This window comes from Exiguobacterium sp. s133 (assembly GCF_018618595.1).
In the GTDB taxonomy this organism is placed as follows: Bacteria; Bacillota; Bacilli; order Exiguobacteriales; family Exiguobacteriaceae; genus Exiguobacterium_A; species Exiguobacterium_A oxidotolerans.
Genome location: NZ_JACSMK010000002.1, coordinates 17,590 through 39,486, shown reverse-complemented (window position 1 = coordinate 39,486; position 21,897 = coordinate 17,590). Strand labels below are relative to the sequence as shown.

Below are 21,897 nucleotides of genomic sequence, written 5' to 3'. Positions count from 1 at the left end.
CGGATTATGATGGAATTAGATATTTTAGATGCGCTTGGCGAAGGCTGGACGCTTACGCCAGCAGGCGGCATTACAGGTGAAGCGTACGTCGCTTCGACTGGACAGTCAAAATTATTTTTGAAGCGGAACTCTTCTCCGTTCTTAGCCATTTTATCGGCGGATGGAATCGTTCCGAAGTTGCTTTGGACTAAACGAATTTACAGTGGGGATGTCATCAGTGCGCAACAATTCATTGAAGGAAACGAACTCGAACCGGAAATGATGGAGCGTCCAGAGGTGGCCCGATTACTAGGGAAAATACATGATTCAAAAGAGTTGTTGTTCATGTTACAACAACTTGATCAACGACCAATTGAACCAGATGAGCTATTGCGTCAATGCCGGCTCTATTTTCAACCGGCAGAACTACGTGAAGCAAACTTGATTGAACAGGCAATTGGTTATCTAGAGACGCATTTAGCGCTTGTCCGAACGGATGAGCAAGTCGTTTGTCATTCAGATTTAAATCACAACAATTGGTTGACGGGGGCGGATGGTCATCTCTATTTAAATGATTGGGATGATGCGATCATCGCCGATCGTGCCTATGATTTAGGGATGATGCTCTATAGTTATGTTGACGAGGAATACTGGCCGGAATGGTTTGCGAGTTACGGTCATCCGTTGACCCTTGAATTAAAACAGCGCATGCATTGGTACGTGGTGGCGCAAGCGATTTTGTCGATTTACTGGTATGAAGATGCACAACATCCGGATGCACCAGAAAGTTATGTTTTTCTCGCGCAGTTGCTCGAAAATGAAATGTAATCGGCAGGGGCGGTTGGACCAGTGAAAAAAGGTGGGCATCACTTGCGGGTGATCGACCATCTTTTTTCTGTGATACCGTTAAAACATTCGTTTCCCGCAGGAGTCACAGAAAATGAAAATAACTAAAAAACCGCCAAAGTGCAATAAGCGCTTTGGCGGTTTTAGTTGAAGCGAAAAAATTAACCACAGATTGTAGACAAACTCTTATAAAGAGTGAACATGCTATATCGAGATGCAAACAATTCGCGTTGCCCTGTCTCGCCTCGCCCGAGGAAAGCAACGAAACGTGACACTTTATCTCCTGATAGAACTTTGTCTACAGCCTGAACATTAACCTTCTGCTATTTTTATTTCTTGTTCGATGTCATGACTTTCAAGATCTGCTTCTCGGTAAGCAGCTGTCGTCGGTAGACGTAAATCAAGGCGTGGTTTTTCTTCGAATGAGACGGTGACGTTCTTGACCGTGTAATCGAAGACGTGCCCGCCACCTTCGCGGGCTTGATCGATGAAGTGTAGATGATATCCGGCGACGGCAATCCCGTGACCGAAGCGTGGTGTATAGTAGCCGGCAAGTGTCCCTTCCGTCTGTTCGAACGTCCGTGCACTTTGTGTCGCAACGGCTTCCGTGATCGGGACGAATGGTTGTTCTTGGCGTGCGACCGTCCGTGTCTTGACTTCCGTGAACTCTCCATCGATTCGCACGGCATAAAAGCTGTTGATTGTCGCGAGTTGCGTGCTTAGCCAATGCTCGAAGTCTTGTTTCGTCATTTCTTGATCGATTTGAATCGACTGTGTCGGAGTAAATCGAGTCAACGTACAAAACGGTGTCGTCGTTTCGGGGTCGAGCGGGCGGGCGCTCCCGTCAGAACGCAATTGATAAAAGGTATTATCAAAACCAATCATTTCTCCGTCGAGATGGTCGAAGGTTCCGATGCCGAAGTCGCGCCCGTCAAGAACGGACGCATAACTGACCTCGCTTTCGAAGACGCCGTCGAGTAACGCCATCATCGTCGAGATTTGAAGTAACGTATCATCGTTCGTCATCTGCTCATCTCCTTATCAGTTTAATTGATCCAAGTGTACTTCTTTTCCGAGCGCAGCATTATCGCTGTAATCGATCGGAACATCAATGATGACAGGTCCTTCTGTTTTCCAAGCTTCTTCCATGACAGCGACGAGTTCAGACGGATGATTGACGCGTAAGCCTTTTGCACCAAAACTTTCCGCATACTTCACAAGATCGACATCGCCGAATGATGTGCCTGATTTCCGTTTATATTTCATTTCTTGTTGGAACGCGACCATATCAAAGCCGCTGTCACGCCAAACGAAATGGACGATCGGAGCATTCAAGCGGACGGCTGTCTCAAGTTCCATTGCAGAGAAAAGGAACCCGCCGTCACCTGAAATCGAGACGGCTTTTTTACCAGGACGGACGAGTGTCGCTGCGATAGCCCAAGGTAATGCAACACCAAGTGTCTGCATCCCGTTACTGAACAAGAGGTGACGTGGTTCGTATGAACGGAAGTGACGCGCCATCCAGATATAATGTGAACCGACATCAACCGTTACGGTAACGTCATCTGCAATCTGTTCGCGTAATGTCTTCATGAAATAAAGTGGATGCGTCAATAGCGAGTCTTCGACAACCGGCGGGACGTCCCGCTCGACGAGCCGTTGTTGAAGACCGTTCAAGAATGTATCCGTGCTTGTTGACAAGGCGAGTGGCTTCAGACGATCGGATAACGCATCAATCGTTTTCGCGACGTCACCTACAAGCTCGCGATCAGGACGATAGAAGTGATCAATTTCAGCCCGCATTTGGTCGATATGAATTAATGTCCGTTCATTCGTTGGTTTGTTCCAAAACTTCGGATCGTAGCCGATCGGGTCATAACCAATGGATAAGACGAGATCCGCTTCAGCGAGCAACGCGTCACCTGGTTGGTTGCGGAATAGACCGACACGACCATAAAAATTAGATTCTAAGTCACGTGACAAAGTCCCCGCAGCTTGGAACGTTTGGACGACGGGAATCGAAACACGGTTCAATAAAGTGCGAATCGCTTTGACGACGTCCGGTTGACTGGAACGCATACCGAGCAGGAGAACAGGGAGTTTCGCTTGTTCGATCAGTGTGGCCGTCTCTTCGACCCATTCTTCTGGAGCAATCCCGAGTTTTGGTGTCGGTACGGCTTTAAAGGACGTGACGTTTGATTCGTTCAAACCGACATCTTGCGGAATACTGACGAAAGCAGCACCGGACGTCGTTTCGGCAGTCCGGAAAGCATTCGAGAGGACTTCTGGGATATTATCCGCATCTTGAACTTCCGCGCTGAAGTTCGTGATTGGCGTAAAGAGTGCTTGGTTGTCCATCGATTGATGCGTCCGTTTGAGTCGATCGGCACGTGAGACGGCACCGGCAATCGCGACGACCGGATCGCCTTCCGAGTTAGCTGTCACGAGACCTGTTGCGAGATTTGATGCGCCCGGACCAGACGTAACGAGGACGACCCCTGGTTTATCCGTCAAACGTCCGATTGCTTGGGCCATGAAAGCGGCATTTTGTTCGTGACGTGCGACGATTAATTCAGGACCACGATCTTGTAAGACGTTGAAAACAGAATCGATTTTTGCTCCGGGAATTCCGAAGATGTATTCGACCCCTTGCTCGATTAACGTATCAACGACCAAATCAGCTCCTGTTTTTTTCTGTACTAAATTTTCATTTTCTCTGTTTTCGTTTTTGTTCATTACAATTCTCCTTCTTTATCAACGTATTTTGTCGATTGATAGCTGTAATATAAAAACTGTTTCATCGAAATTATACATCTGTTTTAGTCAGAAACCAACCATAATCCTTTAGAAAGTAAAAAAGGCATCTTGTGACAGAACACAAGATGCCTACTGAATCGCGATTATTTAGCGTCAACTTTACCGAATGTCGCCCAAACGAAAAGAGCAGTCACGCCCATGACGAGAACGATCGGTGATGCCCACATGATTAAGAAATTTTCCAATGTCAAAACCTCCTTTAGGGATAGTCCGTATAGTAAGTGTAGTAGATTGCTCAGTAATTCTCAAGTGACGATCTGCTGAACATTCGACTCTGCTAAACGAATAACATCTTATATAATTACCCAAATCATGATAAACTTATCTGCGGATAATTTAAGAATTGAAAGGATGAACAATATGCGTTTACGCCACAAGCCTTGGGCGCTGGATTATATGAAAGAACAGGCATCGATCTATATCGCGGACCCGGCGACCTTAAAAGGAAACTGGTCAGAAGAATTTAAAAATGAACATCCACTATACATTGAGGTAGGTTCCGGAAAAGGGGCATTCATCACGGGCATGGCAAAGCAACACCCGGATATCAACTTCATCGCGATTGAATTATTTGAAAGTGTTGCGGTTGCAATCGTTCAAAAATTGGTCGAAGAGCCACTACCTAACGTCCGTGTCTTGACGGTCGATGCAAAAGACTTACGTGACTTCTTTGAAAAGGGAGAAGTCACTCGTGTCTACTTAAACTTCTCTGATCCTTGGCCGAAGTCGCGTCATGCGAAACGACGTCTCACATATAAGACGTTCCTCGCGACGTACGAAGACATTTTGCCGGAGCAAGGTCAGATTCACTTTAAGACGGATAACCGTAAACTATTTGAATCGAGCCTGATGACGATGTCAGCTTACGGTATGACATTCGACTGGATGTCGCTTGATTTACACGTTAATGAGCCGGAAGATAACGTCAGAACGGAGTACGAAGAACGTTTTTCAGCACTTGGTCAACCGATTTATCGGATGGAAGCAACGTACGGAAAATGATTTAGACAAAAAGTTTTCTTATTTTCCTGGTATTTCTTTCACACTTTTTTCTTATTAATTGGTACAATGTTGTTGACTGAAGAACTTGTACTTACAGGTAAAGGGGGAATTTGGGGATGTGGCAAAAAAGCTTAGCCTTCGTAACAGCACTCTTTCTCGCGCTGAGTATCGGTCAATCGGTATTCGCTGCGATTGATACGTCAGCAATGGAAAAGGCTCTCGACGAGGAATTAAAGAGTTCGCATTACGATTATAAAAAAGGTTCTGTAGAAATCGAGGACCCGAAAACATTCACTGGTGAAAAAGGTGAAGAAATCATCGGCGGAATCGCTGTCATCGAGACAGTCCGTGATGGCATCTTTATCACAATCAAACGTGAAATCCACTTCTATAACACGGAGAGTAAAGAGATGTTGACGAACGCAGATGCTGCGAAAGTAGATGGCGTCAAAGAATACATCGACAAAAACTCGAACAACTTACAGCAGAAAGTAGTCTACTGGTTACCGATGTTATTGATGATCTTGTTGATTGCCGTACCAGCAATTGTACTTTATGTCGTCGTACCACGTCTTTATTCGACAAGTGAATACATGAACCCGATCTACGAACGTAACGATAACCCACGTTAATCGTTGTCGGACAAAACGAAACACCCGCCTAAGAGGAAGTAAGATTCCGAAGAGGTGGGTTTTTTTTGAACTAAAAAAATAATACGACGAGAAATGCCAAAATGGCAGGCAGTCCTTGTTTGTAGAGAATCGAGACATTTGCTGTCGCTGCACCGTACAGGGCGGCGATGATGACACAACTTAAGAAAAACAGTTGAATGACAGATGAATCAAGGACAAGACCGAGAATCAATCCGGCAGCAAGAAAACCATTGTATAATCCTTGATTGGCAAACAATGTTTTGATGCGTGGATCTGCTGCGATTTCCTTCGTCAGTCCAAACGTACGAAGCGCTGGTTTTGAAGATAAGAAAAACATTTCAAGAGCTAAAATATAGAAATGTTCAAGGGCAACAAGTAAAACAAGAATCGTTCCGAGTAGGTTCATGAAAGTTCGCTCCTTAAAAAAAGACCATACTTCGACTGACGAAGTATGGTCCCGATATTATGCGTATTCGAGTAAAGCGCCTGTTTCTGCATCAACTGTGAATTGATACGTTTTTTCATCGTCACCTTCAAGGACCGAGATGCCACCTTTGTAGCTTTGGTAGTCACGTGACTCATATGCGTACGCCTCTGGTGTTGCAGAGATCCATGCACCTTGGACACGTCCTTTTGCTGAAAATGTGCGTTTCGTGATTTCGAGAGCTTCCTCGGCAGATAGTTGTTTGTTGTCGACAGCCTTCTTAACTGCGAAAGTTGCAACGACAGCTGCTGCCAAACCGATAATCCAATAGCGTTTTTTCATTAAAATTTCCCCTCCTTACAGGTTTCTATACCTACTGTACCAAATAATTCGTCAAGATAGAAACAAAAGCTTAAGTGATTGAAGCATTTTTTTGTATAATAGAAAAATAGGAGGCGATACATAGTGAATGAAAAGACAAAAGATCTATTTAAAACATTGACGGAATTGAACGGGGCTCCGGGGTTTGAGCATGAAGTCAGACAGTTCGTCCGAGAGCGGATTACACCGGTGACGGATGAAATCGTTACAGATGGTATCGGATCGATTTTCGGTAAACGGACGGGTCAGGCCGATGGTCCGAAAGTGATGGTCGCAGGTCACATGGACGAAGTTGCCTTCATGGTCACACAAATCACGAAGAACGGGATGCTTCGGATTCAGCCGCTAGGTGGTTGGTGGAGTCAAGTTCTACTTGCACAACGCTTTTCGATTTGCGGCGATCATGGAATCATTCCGGGAATCATCGCATCGACACCGCCACATCTCTTAACAGAGGAAGTGCGGAATAAACCAATGGCGATCAAAGACATGTTTATCGATATCGGGGCGGATTCAAAAGAAGAAGCGGAATCGTTTGGCGTTCGACCAGGAATTCCGGCTGTTCCATTCTTCCCGTTCACACCGATGGCGAATCCGAAAAAAATCATGGCGAAAGCCTGGGACAATCGGTACGGGGTCGGTATGGCGATTGAGTTGCTTGAAGAGACGAAGGCAGCCGATCATCCGAATGTCTTATTCTCTGGTGCAACTGTCCAAGAAGAAGTAGGATTACGCGGAGCACAGACGGCGACGAACATGATTGATCCGGATGTCGCATTTGTTGTCGACGCTTCACCAGCGAACGATGCTTCAGGCGATAAAACGGAGTTTGGTCAACTTGGTCAAGGTCCTTTGTTACGCATCAAGGATAGCGTCATGATTCTATCGAAGGAAATGACGGATTATGTACTTGATACGGCAGAATCGAATCAGATTCCGTATCAGTATTATGTTGGAGCGGGCGGGACGGATGGCGGTGTCATTCATCGTTCGAACAATGGGATTCCGACGACGGTCGTCGGCTTACCGGCTCGTTATATCCATACGCATGCTTCAATCATGCATACGGATGACTACGATGCGGCGAAAGAGTTGTTGAAAAAACTCGTCACGCAATTGGATGCGACAACGCTCGCGACACTACAAGTGAAGTAAGCAATCCGGAAGGTGGATTTGTCTCTATGGACAAATTCACCTTCTTTTTCGCGAAACACATGTCTTGTCAGATGAAATAACATTTGTGTTTTCTTTTGTGGGAAATTTGTTATAATAACGTTGATTTGACGAAAAGGACGTGGCGACTTGTTAAAAGATAAAGGAATATCATTAAGCCCTCGGATTTATTTCATTACAGTGCTCAGTTATATGGCGCTCGGTTTATTTAGCTCGTTGATTATGGGATTGATTCTAAAAACGATTGGCGACGGGTTGGTGACACGCGGAGTCGATGCATCGATTCTCGTCACGATTGGGGATCAAGCGATTGCGTTGACCGGACCAGCGATTGGTGTTGCTGTCGCGTTCGCTTTAGAGGCACCGCCGTTGATTTTATTTTCAGCAGTCGTTGTCGGAGCGTTCGGTTATGAAGCAGGCGGACCTGCCGGGAGCTATATCGCGGCGTTGATTGCGACGGAGTCCGGAAAACTGTTTTCAAAAACGACGCGTCTCGATATTATCGTGACACCTTTACTTACGTTAGTGATCGGCTTTTTAAGTGGGAAGTATATCGGTTCTTGGATTGGAACGTTGATGACGGATCTCGGAGAAGTCATTCGCTGGGGAACGGAACGCGAACCACTGCTGATGGGGATTTTTGTTGCGACGGTCATGGGACTCGCATTGACAGCGCCCATTTCAAGTGCTGCTTTAGGCATCATGTTAGGACTGGATGGATTAGCCGCAGGGGCAGCGACGATCGGTTGTGCAGCCCAAATGATTGGATTTGGTGTCATCAGTTATCGTGATAACGGGATTGGTGGATTGATTGCACAAGGGGTCGGGACATCGATGCTTCAAGTCGGAAATATCATCCGTAATCCGTGGACGATTATTCCCCCAACGCTTGCCGGTGCGTTGTTGGCACCATTCGCGACAGTCTTGTTCAGTCTCGAGAGTAATCCGGCGGGTTCTGGAATGGGGACGAGCGGATTAGTTGGTCCATTGATGGTACTGAAGACAATGGGCTTCACGACAGAATATTATCTTGCTGTCGGCATCCTATGTTTCGTCGCTCCGGCAATCATCAGTTATCTAATTTATCGGGTATTGTACCGGTATGGACGTATTAAGGACGGCGATTTAAAAATCGACTATTGAATCTAAAAAAAGGGCTGACTCATAAGCAAAAAAAATAATCCTTGTGGCGGACGTTTCCGTCCTCCATCAATCAAAAGGCCGATGATCCCACTTTTCACGGGATCGTCGGCCATTTCTAATTAATTGAGAGTCGTTCACGCTTTTAAGTCAGTCCCTTTTGTCATTATAAAGAAAAACCGAACGAACTCGAGTAGAAACTCGTCAGAAATACGTAGAGATAAATTAAATAGAGGGGGGTCAAGTAACGCATCCGGACAACTGGTAACTTTCGGGCGACACGTTTCCCGAGTGCTTCAAGGACAAGGATAATCGCAAACCCGATAACTAAGAATGTTAAAATCTCAGGTAATCCTCGTTCAGAATCGATAAAAGAGTAACCGTAGCGAAGGCAACTCGTCATTCCGACGAAGCCGACGAAACGTTCGAATGGATGTTTAATAGGTTGGTCCGTCATAGTGATTTCCTTTCAAGGCGTTTTCTAGTTGAAGTATAGCAAACAGAGCGTGAAAACGCACAGAAACATTCGAATATGCTATGATGTACCCAATGAAATTAAGAAGTAATCAAAGGAGGAACTACCATGAAAAAACTTGATTCTCAACAACTATTTGAAACAGCGAAGCAAGGAAATGCTGTTTTTCTCTTTTCAGCAAACTGGTGCCCGGACTGCCGCTTTCTCGATCCGTTCATGCCAGAAATCGAAAGTAAATTCAGTGAGTTTGAATTTTATTACGTCGACCGTGATGAACATATGGAAATTGCCCAGGAAATGGACATCTTCGGCATTCCGAGTTTCGTTGCCTATCGTGGAAACGAAGAAACAGGACGTTACGTCGGAAAAGAACGTAAAACACCTGAACAAGTGACCGAATTTTTAGAAACAGTCTGACACGAAAGCGAGCGCTGTCTCGCTTTTTTTCATTAAGAAAGGATGGAAATGACCCATGGAACTGCAACAAATTCGCCGTATGGTGACGGAAGCATTTGAAGAAGAACGTTATACGACGTACTTTGATCGTGAAAAATCGGTCCTTCGGATTGAACGAAAACAAGACCGGACGGGCGTTGACCTTGGATTAAACCCGCTCGTCGCAAAGGCAAAGCGGCGAGGTGTCATTGCTGTTGAAGAGACGATTGAGTACATCAAAGCGGTTCTAGAACAAACGGAGCCTATCTCATTAGTCGGAAATGAACAAAAAGTATTACCAGTCATTCGAGCGAAGTCGTTCGCTGACGAAACGAAAGATGGCAAGCGAATCATCAGTACGCCACATACGGGTGAAACAAAAATCATGTACGCTCTTGACTTAGGAGCGACCTATCGCCTAATTGATGAAGATTTAGTTGAACAGGCGGGGTGGACGACTGAACACTTGTCTGAAGCAGCACGCTTCAACTTGAAGTCGCTCGAAGCACCATTCAAGGTCGATGAAGTCGCAGGAAATGTCTTTTATTTCTTGAGTACAGGAGATGGCTATGAGGCTAGCCGCGTCCTCAACAAACAATTGTTAGCAGATTATGCAGACAAAGTGACAGGTGAATTTTCGATTGGGATTCCTCATCAGGACGTCTTAATTTTTGCGGATATCCGAAATGACGCGGGCTATGATGTCTTGCAACAGCTAATGTTTGACTTCTTCACAAATGGACGTGTACCGGTTACGGCACTCCCATTCCTATATGAAGACGGAAATCTTGAACCGGTCTTCGTCCTTGCGAAAAACAAGCATCCGAAACCTTGAATAATCTGATACAATAAGCATTGTGAGAAAGTCTGAAGGGAGTCATGGATTGAATGAATGTGTTTTATAATAAAGAAGGTGTCGGAGACGTCTTGATGGTCATCTTATCAGATGCACCACGAGCGGAAGTTACGGCTGAACGTGCAGGTGCTGTCGCGACGATTTTCCATCATGAGCGCGTGATTGGATACAATATTTTTGAAGCGTCACAGCAATTTGAATTGAATGCAGTCGGACCAGTTGAACTGACACCCGAACTCGTCAAAAAAATTCAAAGCGTTTTAGCGGACAACGGCGTAGCGCTTGTAATCGATGACATCGATTACTCACCAAAATTCGTTGTTGGATACGTTAGCTCTTGTGAAAAACATCCGGATGCGGATAAACTATCGATTTGCCAAGTCGAGGTGGACGGAGACACACTTCAAATTGTTTGTGGCGCGCCGAACGTCGCAGAAGGACAAAAAGTTGTCGTTGCTAAACCAGGGGCGGTCATGCCATCCGGTTTAATCATTCGACCTTCTGCACTTCGAGGTATACCGTCAAGCGGGATGCTGTGTTCTGCCCGTGAACTCGCATTACCAGACGCACCACAAGAAAAAGGAATTCTTGTATTAGAGGATTCAGCACATACTGGAGAGGCATTCTTAATCGGCCGTTGATTCGGCCGATTTTTTAACAAGATGGAGGGGTGAAGGAATGAGCAATCGTTACGAACAGTCATTGAAGGAACAAGCGGCACGGATTCGACGGGAATTAGCGGGCGAAAAAGAGACGACTCCAGTCGAACGACCGAAAAAAGAAGAGCGAGAAGATCGCTTCGTGTTGACGGATGTTCCATCGCCTATTTACGGATTCCAACGGCCTAAAAAGCAACGGTCGATCCAAGAAGATGTAACTTCGATTGAATCGGAAATGGACGTTTCAAGTGAATCAGAAGAGGGAAAAACCGATGAGGCGCTTGAGAACATGACAGATGAAACAATTGAAGCGTCAGGGATCGAGACGATGGAACAGACGGACTTAACCGAAGTAGACGCAGGTCTTGTTCCAGTGACGGATTCTGAACTACTCAACCCTGACCCATCAATCGAGTCATCAACTGAAGCATTTGCTGTAGAATCTTTTGATTCAGCTCTAACGGAACAAGAGCCAGTTGAAGAAGAACCGGTTACTGAACTAAAACAACAAGATGAATCATTAGAAGTGACATCTTTAAGTGAAGACACGGAACAACCTCCCGTCGAAAACGGAGATGAGATTTCTTCGGAAAACACCGTCGAACATGTCCTTGAGACGGAAACCGTGCAAGAACAACATGTCTTCACGGAAAAGCGCGCTGAAGAAAAAACACAAGTACAGTCAAGTGCAGTCAAGAAACCTGTTGGACCGCCTGTCAACGTTGTGATGACAACTAAAGACTTAATGGCGATGTATCGTGCACGACGTGAACAAAATAATTTACATGGTAAAAAATAAGTCGGTTTGCTATAATGGTACAGGTTTTGTACCCAAGCCCGATGGTACGAACCGGAACGTGAATTGGAGGGCTTTTATATGACAAAGTATCATTTTGTTGGGATTAAAGGGACTGGAATGAGTGCACTTGCCCAAGTATTACATGAGATGAACCATCAAGTACAAGGTTCTGATATCGAAAAACACATCTTTACTGAGGACGCTTTACGGGCGAAAGGTATTCCGTTTTTCCCGTTCAACGCCGACAACATCAAAGAAGATCAAATCATCATTCAAGGAAATGCGTTTGGTGATGAACATCCAGAAATCGCGCGGGCAAATGAACTTGGTTTAACAATTTATCATTACTACGATTTTTTAGGTCACCTAGCAGACGAATATCGTTCAGTCGCAATCACAGGGTCACACGGTAAAACATCGACGACAGGTCTGTTGTCACATGTCTTAAGCGGAATCACGCCAACCGCATTTCTGATTGGTGACGGTACAGGTGCAGGTGTCGAAGAGGCAAAAGCATTTGTGTTTGAAGCATGTGAATACAAACGTCACTTTTTATACTACAAGCCAGATTATGCAATCATGACGAACATCGATTTTGATCACTCGGATTATTTTACAGGCATTGATGACGTCGTTTCGGCGTTCCAAGAAATGGCGATGCAAGTCAAGCAAGCGATCGTTGCTTGTGGGGACGACGAGCATCTTCAAAACATTCAAGCGAATGTGCCTGTCCTCTACTATGGTTTTGGACAGAACAATGATTTCCGCGCTGAAAATGTCGCATCAACACCAGACGGCACATCATTCGATGTCTATTTACGGGATGATTTTTATGGCACGTTCCTGATTCCGGGATTCGGTCAACATCATGTCTTGAATGCTTTATCGGTCATCGCAATCTGTCAGTATGAAGGGTTGAACAAAGAGGATGTCGCGGAACGTCTCGCTTCATTCGGAGGAGTCAAACGTCGCTTTAGTGAATCAGATTTCGGATCACAGATTTTAGTCGATGATTATGCACACCATCCGAAAGAAATTAGTGCGACGATTGAATCGGCACGTAAGAAATATCCGGACCGGGAAGTCATCGCGATTTTCCAACCGCATACGTACACACGCCTAAAGTCATTCATGGATGATTTTGCGACATCGCTTCGGGAAGCGGACGCTACGTATCTCTGTGAGATTTTCGGATCGGCGCGAGAGCAAGAAGGGCAAGTTCGGATTGAGGATCTCCAAGAGAAGATTCCGAATTCTGACATCTTGACGCGAGATAATGTTTCGATTTTAAGTAAACATGACAATGCTGTTCTATTGTTCATGGGTGCGGGGGATATCCAAACGTACCAACAGCAGTATGAAGGAACAAAATAAAATGTTTCATCAGTAAAAGGCATGGGTGCATTCAGGCATCCATGCCTTTTTTGTCGGTTTCGTGAAGTTAAGAAAAGATGACGTACGCCGAACCATTTTTTTATTGCATCTTGAATTGAATTTTGGAATAGTGGGGGTATGTTAATTTAGGAAGGAATCAATCACATGGGACAAATTTTCTTGATTTTATTATTGCAGCTCATTTACGTGCCTGTCCTGACACTCCGGACAATCATGCTCGTCAAAGGGCGGACTGTCATCGCTGGTGTCTTCGGGACGGTCGAAACGTTAATCTATATCTTTGCTTTAGGCGTCGTGTTCCGTGACTTGACGACGCTCGGAATGGTCGTCTACGCACTCGGATTCGGGCTCGGTATTTTAATTGGTGGCTTCGTCGAAAGAAAACTTGCGATTGGCTACAATATGATTCAAGTCCATACACAAGAATTTCCGGCTGAACTGATTCAAGTCATCCGCGATAACGGATTTGGTGTCACCCATTACCAAGGACAAGGACGAGACGGTGTCCGGTACCGGCTCGATGTACTTGCTGCACGGACGCGGATGAAAGTATTGCGTGGTTTAGTCGAAGAATATGAGCCAAAAGCATTCCTCGTTGCTTTCGATTCGGTCGACTTCAAAGGGGGATACATGCTGAAGGGGTTAAAACGTCAAAAGTAATGAAAACTTTTGAAGAACATCACGGGATTCTCCACAAAAAGATGTTTACTCTATGTTATTTAAGGATAAAGATGATATAGAACAAATTACAATTCGTGAGAGGGGTAATCGAAGATGATTAGTAATCACGCAAAAACAGCACTAAACCAACAAGTTGCAAACTATGGTGTTTTATTCGTAAAACTCCATAATTATCATTGGTACATTAAAGGACCAGAATTTTTGACGTTACACGTTAAACTAGAGGAATTGTACACGTGGGTATCTGAGCAATATGATGTTGTCGCAGAACGACTGTTGATGAACAATGGAAATCCTTCAGCGACAATGAAAGAATATTTGGAGCAGACGACGCTTGAAGAAGCAAAATCTGGCTTATCTGCCGATCAGATGGTTGAATCCGTCATCAGCGACTTCCAACAAGTACGTAAAGAAATGCTTGAAGCGATTGAACATTTAGAGGCGCAAGACGTGACGGTCGAAGATGATTTACTGGCTCAAGCAAAAGAAATCGAAAAACAAATTTGGATGTTGCGTGCGACACTAAAAAAATAAGTGAACAAAAACGGATGACTGCATCCTTAGAGGATTCGGCCATCCGTTTTCTACTTATTTTAGATTTTCCGGGTTCAAGACGTCGAGTTCAGGAAGGACGAATCGTCCATCTTTACGAATCAAGACATCGTCAAACCAAATTTCACCGCCGCCATAATCCGGGCGTTGAATGTTGACCAAGTCCCAATGGACCGAAGAATCGTTTCCGTTATAGGCTTCAGCGTAAGCTTGACCCGGCGTAAAGTGGAAACTGCCATCAATTTTTTCGTCAAATAAAATATCTTTCATCGGATGTTGGATGAATGGATTGACACCAATCGCAAACTCACCGACGAAACGGGCGCCGGCATCTGTATCAAACACTTGATTGATGCGCTCCGTATCGTTCGCCGTTGCTTCAACAATTTTTCCGTTTTCGAACGTCAATTTTACGTTTTCGAACGTAAATCCTTGATAAGGTGACGGTGTATTATAGGAAATGACGCCGTTGACGGAATCTTTGACAGGGGCCGTAAAGACTTCACCGTCCGGAATGTTGGCATTACCGGCACACTTGATTGCGGCGATATCTTTAATCGAGAACGTTAAATCTGTCCCGTCCCCGACGAGGCGGACACGATCGGTCTTGTTCATCAGCTCGACGAGTGGTTCCATCGCCTTGCCCATTTTCTCGTAATCCAGCGTACAGACATCAAAGTAGAAGTCTTCAAACGCTTCTGTCGATTGGTTGGCAAGTTGAGCCATCGAAGCTGTCGGGAAACGGAGGACGACCCATTTCGTTCCTTTAACACGATCTTGGGTATGCATTTTCCCTAATGTTTGTCCGTATAACTTCATTTTGTCCGATGGCACGTCAGATAATTCATTGATGTTATCCCCGGCACGTAAGCCGATATAAGCGTCCATCGCTTGCATCTGCTTTTGCTCGATGTCAGCCATCAATTGAAGTTGCTCTTCTGATGCATTTCGGTATAATTTTCGTAGAATACGATTATCTTTCAACAGGACGAATGGAAGTCCGCCTGCTTCATAGGCAGCATCAACGAGTGCTTCGACTAATTCGCGCTCAATTCCGAAATTTTCAATTAAAACTTTTTCACCAGGAGCGAGTGCAACAGAATAATTAATTAAGTTCGTTGCAAGTTGTGTAAGACGTGGATCGCGCATGAATAGTTCCCCCTCTAATTTGCGTATGTAGGTTTCATCTATCATTGTAACGGAAATAAACCAATTGGAGTAGCAGGAACGACTCGAGATACGTCGAACTACCAACAAGACACTAGCAAAAGAAATTGGAGGCATGAATCATGGAAATCACATTAGGCGGTATCGCCGGACTAGTCGCTGCGATCGCATTCGTAGTGCTCGTTATCTTCCTTGCGCGCGTACTTGGTGCAGCAAGCAAGACACTAAATAATGTCGCAGACACGACAGCAGGGCTTGAACGCCAGCTGGACGGAATTATGATGGAGACGACGGCGTTGCTACATAAAACGAATCGTCTTGTCGATACAATCGAAGAAAAAACAGAGCTCCTTGCGCCGGTTGCGAATTCGATTGAAGAGTTAGGCACATCGCTAAACAAAGTGACGGATTCTGTTCGAACTGTTTCTGATACAGTAGCAGGGGCAGCAGATACGAACAAAGAACAGATTGCTCAAGCGGTTCGTTGGGGTTCAGTCGCTGTTGAACTCTTTAAAAAGAATAAACCGGAATCAGGTCAACCTGTTTCATCTTCTAGTACGGCTACGACAACGGTGGAGAAAAAACAACGCCGCCGTTTCCGTAAACAGGCAGATACACCGGTGACACCGGAAGTCGTGTCAGTGCCGGATGTTGAAAGTATTCCAGATGAATTGAAGGGAGATCGTAAATCATGACAAAACAACACCCATACCAAGCCCAGGACCAAAATACTTCAAAAGGTGGCGGCTTCTTAGCAGGTATCATCGTTGGAGGATTGATTGGTGCAGCCGCTGCGTTACTTTCAAGTCCGAAGTCAGGAAGCGAGATGCGTGGCATGCTCGATGAGCGTACAGCTCCTGCACGTCAACGCTTGAATGAACAGACGCAAGTGGTCCGTGAAAAAGCGGAGCCGCTCGTCGGCGAATGGATTCAACTGGCAAAAGATAAAGCAGCACCGGTCATCGAAAAAGCGAAAAAAAATTCAACTGTTCAAGAAGCGGCACAATACGCTGGTTTTGAAAAAGATCAGGCAAGCATTGACGCAGCACTCGCAGAAGCAGAACAACTCGTACGAGACATCGAACGTGAAATCGGTGAGGAAATGAACGGTGCAGCTGTTGCGGAACAACTCGATACAGAGACTGTCGCTGATCTTTCAGAACTGCGTGAAGGTTTAGAAGAAGATCAAGAAGATGAGGCTGAGGAAAACGATCCGCAAGCAGACATGGCAAACGAGAAAAAGCCGAAGAAGTAATTTACTGAACGTATTAGCTGCTTTTAGTAGCTAATACGTTTTATTTTTTTGTATAATTTGATTTGATAAGAGCACATCAAAAAAAGAATGGGTTCGAGTAGTTCTATCATGTACAATCGGCATGAAGTCGGCTATAATTAGTTGCTATTACGAGCTATATGCTGATTAGGGAGTGGTAGACAGATGGATCAACAAGCAGAACTAAAGCGTTTACGCGATGAACTTGATTTAGTAAACGCTGATTTACTAGAATTAATCAACAAGCGGGGCGAAATCGCCGTCGAAATCGGTAAAGTAAAACGTGCGCAAGGGCTTGACCGTTACGACCCGGTACGTGAACGTCAGATGCTTGAGTCGATAGCCGAAAATAATCATGGTCCTTTTGAAAATGGGCGCCTTCAGCATATGTTCAAAGAGATTTTTAAAGCGTCACTTGAACTACAAGGGGAAGACCGGACACGTAAATTGCTCGTGTCACGTAAACAAAAACCAACGAATACGATTATCCGTGTTGGAGATGATGTCATCGGTGACGGATCCCAACAACTGATTGCTGGACCTTGTGCCGTTGAAAGTGAGGAACAAGTTTTTGAAGTAGCCGCACAGCTTGCAAAGCATGGTGTTCGCTTCATGCGTGGCGGGGCATACAAACCACGGACATCGCCTTACGATTTCCAAGGGCTCGGTTTAGAAGGATTGAAGATGTTAAAAAAAGCAGCAGATGCGCATAACTTACATGTCATTACCGAAATTATGACACCGAGTGCCGTTGAATCTGCTTTACCATATGTTGATATCATTCAAGTCGGTGCACGTAACATGCAAAACTTCGATTTGTTAAAGGAAGTCGGGCGTACGAACAAACCCGTTCTTTTAAAACGTGGTCTTTCAGCAACACTCGAAGAATTCATGTACGCAGCTGAATACATCATGGCGAGCGGGAACGATCAAGTCATCCTATGCGAGCGCGGTATTCGTACTTACGAACGCGCGACACGGAATACACTTGATATTTCTGCCGTTCCTATCCTGAAGCAAGAAACGCATCTTCCTGTCATGGTCGATGTCACACACTCGACAGGACGAAAAGATATTCTTTTACCGACGGCGAAAGCTGCATATGCTGTTGGGGCGGATGCCGTCATGGTCGAAGTGCATCCATTCCCTGCATTGGCACTGTCTGATGCGAACCAACAACTTGATTTTAAAGAATTCGATGCGTTCGTCGAAAACTTAACGTCAACTTTTCCGGCACTAAACGTTCAATGATTTTGTAAAAAGGGTAACCTATAGCGAATGAAAACGTTTTACAATGAAGGAAGAATGGGAAAAGAAAGATATCTTTTCCTGTCTTCCTTTCGTGTTGTCTAAAAATGAAAATGAGAATGAAAACGAAATGATTGTTTAAATAAGGAGGAATTTGCTTTGAACAGTAATATTACAATTTATGATGTAGCACGCGAAGCCGCTGTTTCGATGGCGACTGTCTCCCGGGTAGTTAACGGAAATCCGAACGTCAAGCCATCCACGCGCAAGAAAGTCCAGGATGCAATCGATCAACTCGGGTATCGCCCAAATGCCGTCGCACGTGGACTCGCAAGTAAAAAAACGACAACGGTCGGAGTCATCGTACCGGATATCTCAAATATTTTCTTTGCCGATTTAGCGCGTGGGATTGAAGATGTCGCGACGATGTACAAATACAACATCATTTTATGTAATTCCGATCAAAATCGTGAAAAAGAAATCCATCTCTTGAATACGTTGCTCGGAAAACAAGTCGATGGCATCATTTTCATGGGTGGACGCCTTCATGAAGATTTAGTCCGCGAATTCAAAACATCCCCTGTGCCGATCGTATTAGCAGCGACGCTCAATCAAGACTATGATCTTCCTGCTGTCAACATCGATTACGAGAGTGCGGCATATGACGCCGTCAAATCATTGATCGATCATGGACATAAACGGATCGGGTTCATCACGGGTCCACTCGAGCAACAGATTAACGGTGAGAAGAAATTTGCCGGGTACCGTAATGCCCTGGAAGAAGCCAATCTTCCGTTTGACGAACAAAATGTCGTTTTAGGAAACTACACGTATGATTCAGGAATGAAGGCAATGAACCAACTGCTTGAACTCGGTGAGGAGTGCCCACGTGCAATCTTCGCTGGGACGGATGAAATGGCTCTCGGTGTCATTCATGCCTTACAGGACGCAGGTCACCGTGTTCCTGAAGACTTCGAAGTCATCGGACACGATAATACACGTCTCGCGACGATGATTCGTCCGAAGCTGACGACTGTCGTGCAACCGATGTATGATATCGGAGCAGTTTCGATGCGTCTGTTGACTAAAATCTTGAATCAAGAAGAAATTGAAACAAATGATGTAACGTTACCGCACCGGATTGAGCACCGGGACTCTACACGTTCATGATGTTCAAACAAAAATCGTCCTCTTTCCTAGTCGAGTCTAGGAAAAAAGACGATTTTTGTTTTGTTCTAAATTATTTAAGGTGTCACGGTAATAAGTTGATCTTGATGGTGATGCAACTGATCATTTTCAACATGAAGCCGGACCGTCGTTTGACCGGCTTGTGCTAATTTGACTTGACCGACGTACATATCGTCTTTCAACGTTAGTGGAATGTACGTATGTTTTTCGACACCTTCTTCGATGACTTCGACTTGGACATCTGCTTTTAAGACTTCACCCTTTTCAAAAATATGAAACGAAACGGGGAGCGTCGCACCTGCCGTGACTTTCGTTGCCCCCATATAGTGGACTGCAAGGTTTTCGCTCGAAGCATGATCGTGCTCAGCATCAGTATGTGAAGCTTCTTCATGCGAATGATCCATCACAGTAAAAGAAATTTTATCCATGTGATGTAGACCCTTTTTATCATTGATATGATAGAGTCCTTCGTATTCGCCTTCAGCTAGTGTTGCTTCTGCTTGGTAAGAACCCGTTTTTTTCAAAGAAGCTTTAATTTTTTTATGAGCAGTATCTTTTTCATCTGCTTTCCAAATCTCGAACGTCACATCTTCTACATTGACTGCTTTTTTATCTTCGACAGCAGTTGCTTTAAATATGACCTTTTCATCAGCCATCGTTTTTGCTGGAACCTCTACTTTGACGTCGACTGCCGGTTTCCCACTACCTTGCATCGCGTCGTGGTCCATCGCTTTTTCTTCGCTATTGTTGCATCCTGCAAGAAATAGACCAGTTGCAAGTACGGCAACACTCATCCCCATCATTTTCTTCATGTTCAGTCCCCCAATTATTCATTTACTATGTAAAGTATTGAAACCTTATTTAGTATACCAATAACTTGTGAAATCCGAACGAAGTATATGTGAAAAGTACAGGACAATTTTTAATCACTCGAGTAGGGTGAAGCTTCTGATAAACGGTCTTTTTTCGCGTCATCGATAAATGGCCATAGGAGTCGTTTAACGGTTTCCCAGTTTTTTTCCTCGATTTCAGGTCGACGGGGAATCGAAGGATACACTGGCAATTGATCTGCCCACGTAGTCGGAACCGTCGTGCTCTGTTTTGTCCATCGCTCAATCCAGTCTTTCGGGAGGTCCCCACTAAATGGTGCACGATTTGTCAAAGCTGCGAAGACTTGACTCCAGGCGCGGGGAACGACACGGTACCAATCGTATCCTCCTCCGCCTAAAGCGACAATCCGGCCTTTCGTATAACGGTTTGCTGCTTCGACGGCGATTTGCGGAATTTGTTCATAACTTTTCATCGTGAGCGACAAGTGAGTCAATGGATCAAGCGCGTGGGCATCGGCACCATTTTGCGTAATGATCAAGTCAGGTTGGAACAACTCACAGGCTTCGAACAAGGCAGTCCGATAGGCGAGTAAAAACGAAGCGTCTTCCGTAAAAGCATCAAATGGAATGTTCCAACTGAAGCCATAACCCTCTTCAGATCCGCGCTCTGTCACCATACCTGTCCCCGGGAAGAGATAACGTCCTGTTTCATGCAGTGACAGCGTCATGGCATCGGAACGATTATAAAAAGCCCACTGGACACCATCGCCATGGTGCGCATCGGTATCGACATAAAGAATACGACACGCATATTTTTCAATCATCGCCGCCATGGCGACTGCTGTATCGTTGTAGATACAAAATCCTGAAGCACGACCACGAAAACCATGGTGCAGACCACCCGCGATATGAAATGTCCGTTTATATCGTCCGGACAAGACGAGTTCGCAAGCCTCAATTGTTCCACCGACGAGTAGTGCGGCACCTTCATGCATGTCAGGGAAGACGGGTGTATCTTCTGTTGCTAGCCCATACATCTGTGCCTTCATTGGCGTCAGTTCACCTTGACCCGCCAGCTTGACGGCTTGAATATAATCGGCATCATGTACGAGTCGTAACTCCTCATCCGTTGCGCGACGTGGTGCGATACAGTCGACGTCCTTGAGTGCCCCCATCGTCTCTAAGAGAGAGACGGTCAAGTCCAGTCGAATTGGGTTGAAAGGATGTGTATCGGAAAAACGATAATTCGTTTCTTCCTCACTGTAAATATAAGCAAACTCTTTCATCGGCTGACGTCGGGACCGAGTACATCGAATCCTTCCTTCCGTAACTTTTCGATGATTCGAATCGGATTCATCGTCTGGACACGAAAAGCGACGATGCGGACATACGGATCAGGCGTAGGATACACGAGGACATTTAAGATATTGATATTCGTTTTGGCGAGTAGATTCGCAATCTTTGCTAATGTACCCGCTGTATTTTCAACACGCACTTCGATTTGTGAGCTCGGCTCGAGCGCTCCTGTTAATTGAACGAATGTCCGAAGCAAATCGGTTTCTGTCATTAAGCCGACGAGACGCCGTCCCCGAACAATCGGTAAGCAAGATAAGCGATGTTCATAAAATACAATCGCGGCGTCTTCAATGAAATCAAGCGGGTGTGCCGTGATAGGAGTTTGTTGCATAATACTGGAAACGGAATTTTGTTGATCAACGTGAAGGGTATCTGGATGAAAGACACTGCTTGCACTTTGGAGCTCTTTTAGACCGATGAGACCGACAAGTTCATGACGGGCGTTTGTCACGGGAATATGGCGAATCTCATGACGTTGCATCAATTCTGCGGCATGCGCAATAGAATTTGTTGGTTGAATCGTAATACAATTCGTCTTCATGATTTGTTCGATTAACATGCTATTCCT

At 45.1% G+C, this 21,897-nt stretch carries 26 protein-coding genes; 16 read left to right on the top strand and 10 right to left on the bottom strand.

The features are described 5' to 3' along the window. Nucleotides 1–9: 9 nt before the first annotated feature. The gene (locus KNP96_RS02785; RefSeq protein ID WP_214769055.1) at nucleotides 10–807 is read left to right on the top strand and encodes a phosphotransferase; all 798 of its coding nucleotides are present in this window, start codon (nucleotides 10–12) and stop codon (nucleotides 805–807) included. Between the two features lie 330 nt (nucleotides 808–1,137). On the opposite strand, the gene budA is transcribed toward KNP96_RS02785, so the two are convergent. From budA to cydS, 3 genes are all read right to left on the bottom strand, one after another. After that, nucleotides 1,138–1,851, bottom strand: coding sequence for an acetolactate decarboxylase (gene budA, locus KNP96_RS02780; protein WP_029331195.1), 714 nt, complete (start codon nucleotides 1,849–1,851; stop codon nucleotides 1,138–1,140). A 15-nt stretch (nucleotides 1,852–1,866) separates the two neighbouring features. Next, nucleotides 1,867–3,561: an acetolactate synthase AlsS gene (gene alsS / locus KNP96_RS02775; protein ID WP_214767953.1), complete on the bottom strand. Its 1,695-nt coding sequence runs from the start codon at nucleotides 3,559–3,561 to the stop codon at nucleotides 1,867–1,869. Nucleotides 3,562–3,725: 164 nt separating this feature from the next. Next, nucleotides 3,726–3,827 (bottom strand): cytochrome bd oxidase small subunit CydS family protein, encoded by a 102-nt coding sequence (cydS, locus tag KNP96_RS16980; RefSeq protein ID WP_371816015.1) that lies wholly within the window; start codon nucleotides 3,825–3,827, stop codon nucleotides 3,726–3,728. A gap of 175 nt (nucleotides 3,828–4,002) precedes the next feature. On the opposite strand from cydS, the gene trmB reads away from it, so the two are divergent. After that, nucleotides 4,003–4,644, top strand: coding sequence for a tRNA (guanosine(46)-N7)-methyltransferase TrmB (gene trmB / locus KNP96_RS02770; RefSeq protein WP_088837643.1), 642 nt, complete (start codon nucleotides 4,003–4,005; stop codon nucleotides 4,642–4,644). A 116-nt stretch (nucleotides 4,645–4,760) separates the two neighbouring features. Next, a complete protein-coding gene (locus KNP96_RS02765; protein ID WP_029331192.1) occupies nucleotides 4,761–5,276 on the top strand; it encodes a hypothetical protein in 516 nt (171 codons plus the stop codon). A gap of 70 nt (nucleotides 5,277–5,346) precedes the next feature. On the opposite strand, the gene KNP96_RS02760 is transcribed toward KNP96_RS02765, so the two are convergent. Both KNP96_RS02760 and KNP96_RS02755 read right to left on the bottom strand, forming a co-directional pair. Further along, a complete protein-coding gene (locus KNP96_RS02760; protein ID WP_214768764.1) occupies nucleotides 5,347–5,703 on the bottom strand; it encodes a DUF1304 domain-containing protein in 357 nt (118 codons plus the stop codon). Between the two features lie 57 nt (nucleotides 5,704–5,760). After that, complete coding sequence (locus tag KNP96_RS02755; RefSeq protein ID WP_029331190.1) at nucleotides 5,761–6,063, bottom strand: PepSY domain-containing protein; 303 nt, start codon at nucleotides 6,061–6,063, stop codon at nucleotides 5,761–5,763. Nucleotides 6,064–6,186: 123 nt separating this feature from the next. Between KNP96_RS02755 and KNP96_RS02750 the strand changes: the two genes are divergently transcribed. After that, entirely contained in the window at nucleotides 6,187–7,257 is a 1,071-nt protein-coding gene (locus KNP96_RS02750) for a M42 family metallopeptidase (RefSeq protein ID WP_088837642.1), read from the top strand. A gap of 147 nt (nucleotides 7,258–7,404) precedes the next feature. After that, on the top strand, nucleotides 7,405–8,418 hold the full coding sequence (locus tag KNP96_RS02745; protein ID WP_214768762.1) for a PTS sugar transporter subunit IIC: 1,014 nt from the start codon (nucleotides 7,405–7,407) through the stop codon (nucleotides 8,416–8,418). Between the two features lie 163 nt (nucleotides 8,419–8,581). Here KNP96_RS02745 and KNP96_RS02740 read toward each other — a convergent pair whose 3' ends face one another. Further along, nucleotides 8,582–8,872 carry a hypothetical protein gene (locus tag KNP96_RS02740; RefSeq protein ID WP_214768760.1) on the bottom strand — a complete coding sequence of 97 codons (291 nt, stop codon included), beginning with the start codon at nucleotides 8,870–8,872 and terminating at the stop codon, nucleotides 8,582–8,584. A gap of 126 nt (nucleotides 8,873–8,998) precedes the next feature. Between KNP96_RS02740 and KNP96_RS02735 the strand changes: the two genes are divergently transcribed. From KNP96_RS02735 to KNP96_RS02705, 7 genes are all read left to right on the top strand, one after another. After that, the gene (locus KNP96_RS02735) at nucleotides 8,999–9,307 is read left to right on the top strand and encodes a thioredoxin family protein (protein ID WP_029331186.1); all 309 of its coding nucleotides are present in this window, start codon (nucleotides 8,999–9,001) and stop codon (nucleotides 9,305–9,307) included. Between the two features lie 55 nt (nucleotides 9,308–9,362). After that, nucleotides 9,363–10,160 (top strand): DUF1444 domain-containing protein, encoded by a 798-nt coding sequence (locus KNP96_RS02730; RefSeq protein WP_214766596.1) that lies wholly within the window; start codon nucleotides 9,363–9,365, stop codon nucleotides 10,158–10,160. A gap of 53 nt (nucleotides 10,161–10,213) precedes the next feature. Then, entirely contained in the window at nucleotides 10,214–10,822 is a 609-nt protein-coding gene (gene ytpR / locus KNP96_RS02725; protein WP_214766594.1) for a YtpR family tRNA-binding protein, read from the top strand. Between the two features lie 37 nt (nucleotides 10,823–10,859). Then, on the top strand, nucleotides 10,860–11,639 hold the full coding sequence (locus KNP96_RS02720) for a hypothetical protein (protein ID WP_088837638.1): 780 nt from the start codon (nucleotides 10,860–10,862) through the stop codon (nucleotides 11,637–11,639). Nucleotides 11,640–11,717: 78 nt separating this feature from the next. Next, a complete protein-coding gene (gene murC, locus KNP96_RS02715; RefSeq protein ID WP_214766592.1) occupies nucleotides 11,718–13,013 on the top strand; it encodes a UDP-N-acetylmuramate--L-alanine ligase in 1,296 nt (431 codons plus the stop codon). Nucleotides 13,014–13,178: 165 nt separating this feature from the next. Further along, nucleotides 13,179–13,694, top strand: coding sequence for a DUF5698 domain-containing protein (locus tag KNP96_RS02710; RefSeq protein WP_088837636.1), 516 nt, complete (start codon nucleotides 13,179–13,181; stop codon nucleotides 13,692–13,694). Between the two features lie 114 nt (nucleotides 13,695–13,808). Continuing rightward, entirely contained in the window at nucleotides 13,809–14,249 is a 441-nt protein-coding gene (locus KNP96_RS02705) for a Dps family protein (RefSeq protein WP_029331180.1), read from the top strand. Between the two features lie 54 nt (nucleotides 14,250–14,303). Here the strand turns inward: KNP96_RS02705 and KNP96_RS02700 are convergent, their stop codons facing one another. Then, a complete protein-coding gene (locus KNP96_RS02700; RefSeq protein ID WP_088837635.1) occupies nucleotides 14,304–15,416 on the bottom strand; it encodes an aminopeptidase in 1,113 nt (370 codons plus the stop codon). A 140-nt stretch (nucleotides 15,417–15,556) separates the two neighbouring features. On the opposite strand from KNP96_RS02700, the gene KNP96_RS02695 reads away from it, so the two are divergent. The 4 genes from KNP96_RS02695 to ccpA all read left to right on the top strand — a co-directional run bounded on the left by KNP96_RS02695 (nucleotide 15,557) and on the right by ccpA (nucleotide 19,125). Further along, a complete protein-coding gene (locus KNP96_RS02695; RefSeq protein ID WP_029331178.1) occupies nucleotides 15,557–16,129 on the top strand; it encodes a DUF948 domain-containing protein in 573 nt (190 codons plus the stop codon). Then, the gene (locus KNP96_RS02690) at nucleotides 16,126–16,689 is read left to right on the top strand and encodes a YtxH domain-containing protein (RefSeq protein ID WP_214768758.1); all 564 of its coding nucleotides are present in this window, start codon (nucleotides 16,126–16,128) and stop codon (nucleotides 16,687–16,689) included. Before KNP96_RS02695 ends, KNP96_RS02690 begins: the two co-directional genes overlap by 4 nt. Nucleotides 16,690–16,872: 183 nt before the next feature. Further along, nucleotides 16,873–17,958, top strand: a complete 1,086-nt coding sequence (locus tag KNP96_RS02685; RefSeq protein WP_088837633.1) for a bifunctional 3-deoxy-7-phosphoheptulonate synthase/chorismate mutase — start codon at nucleotides 16,873–16,875, stop codon at nucleotides 17,956–17,958. Nucleotides 17,959–18,114: 156 nt separating this feature from the next. Next, complete coding sequence (ccpA, locus tag KNP96_RS02680) at nucleotides 18,115–19,125, top strand: catabolite control protein A (RefSeq protein ID WP_088837632.1); 1,011 nt, start codon at nucleotides 18,115–18,117, stop codon at nucleotides 19,123–19,125. A gap of 74 nt (nucleotides 19,126–19,199) precedes the next feature. Here ccpA and KNP96_RS02675 read toward each other — a convergent pair whose 3' ends face one another. The 3 genes from KNP96_RS02675 to KNP96_RS02665 all read right to left on the bottom strand — a co-directional run bounded on the left by KNP96_RS02675 (nucleotide 19,200) and on the right by KNP96_RS02665 (nucleotide 21,888). Then, nucleotides 19,200–19,955, bottom strand: a complete 756-nt coding sequence (locus KNP96_RS02675; RefSeq protein WP_214768756.1) for a FixH family protein — start codon at nucleotides 19,953–19,955, stop codon at nucleotides 19,200–19,202. A gap of 110 nt (nucleotides 19,956–20,065) precedes the next feature. Continuing rightward, nucleotides 20,066–21,259, bottom strand: coding sequence for an acetoin utilization protein AcuC (locus KNP96_RS02670; RefSeq protein WP_088837630.1), 1,194 nt, complete (start codon nucleotides 21,257–21,259; stop codon nucleotides 20,066–20,068). Then, nucleotides 21,256–21,888, bottom strand: coding sequence for an acetoin utilization AcuB family protein (locus tag KNP96_RS02665; RefSeq protein WP_214768754.1), 633 nt, complete (start codon nucleotides 21,886–21,888; stop codon nucleotides 21,256–21,258). The genes KNP96_RS02670 and KNP96_RS02665 overlap by 4 nt, the downstream gene beginning before the upstream one ends. Nucleotides 21,889–21,897 lie beyond the last annotated feature (9 nt).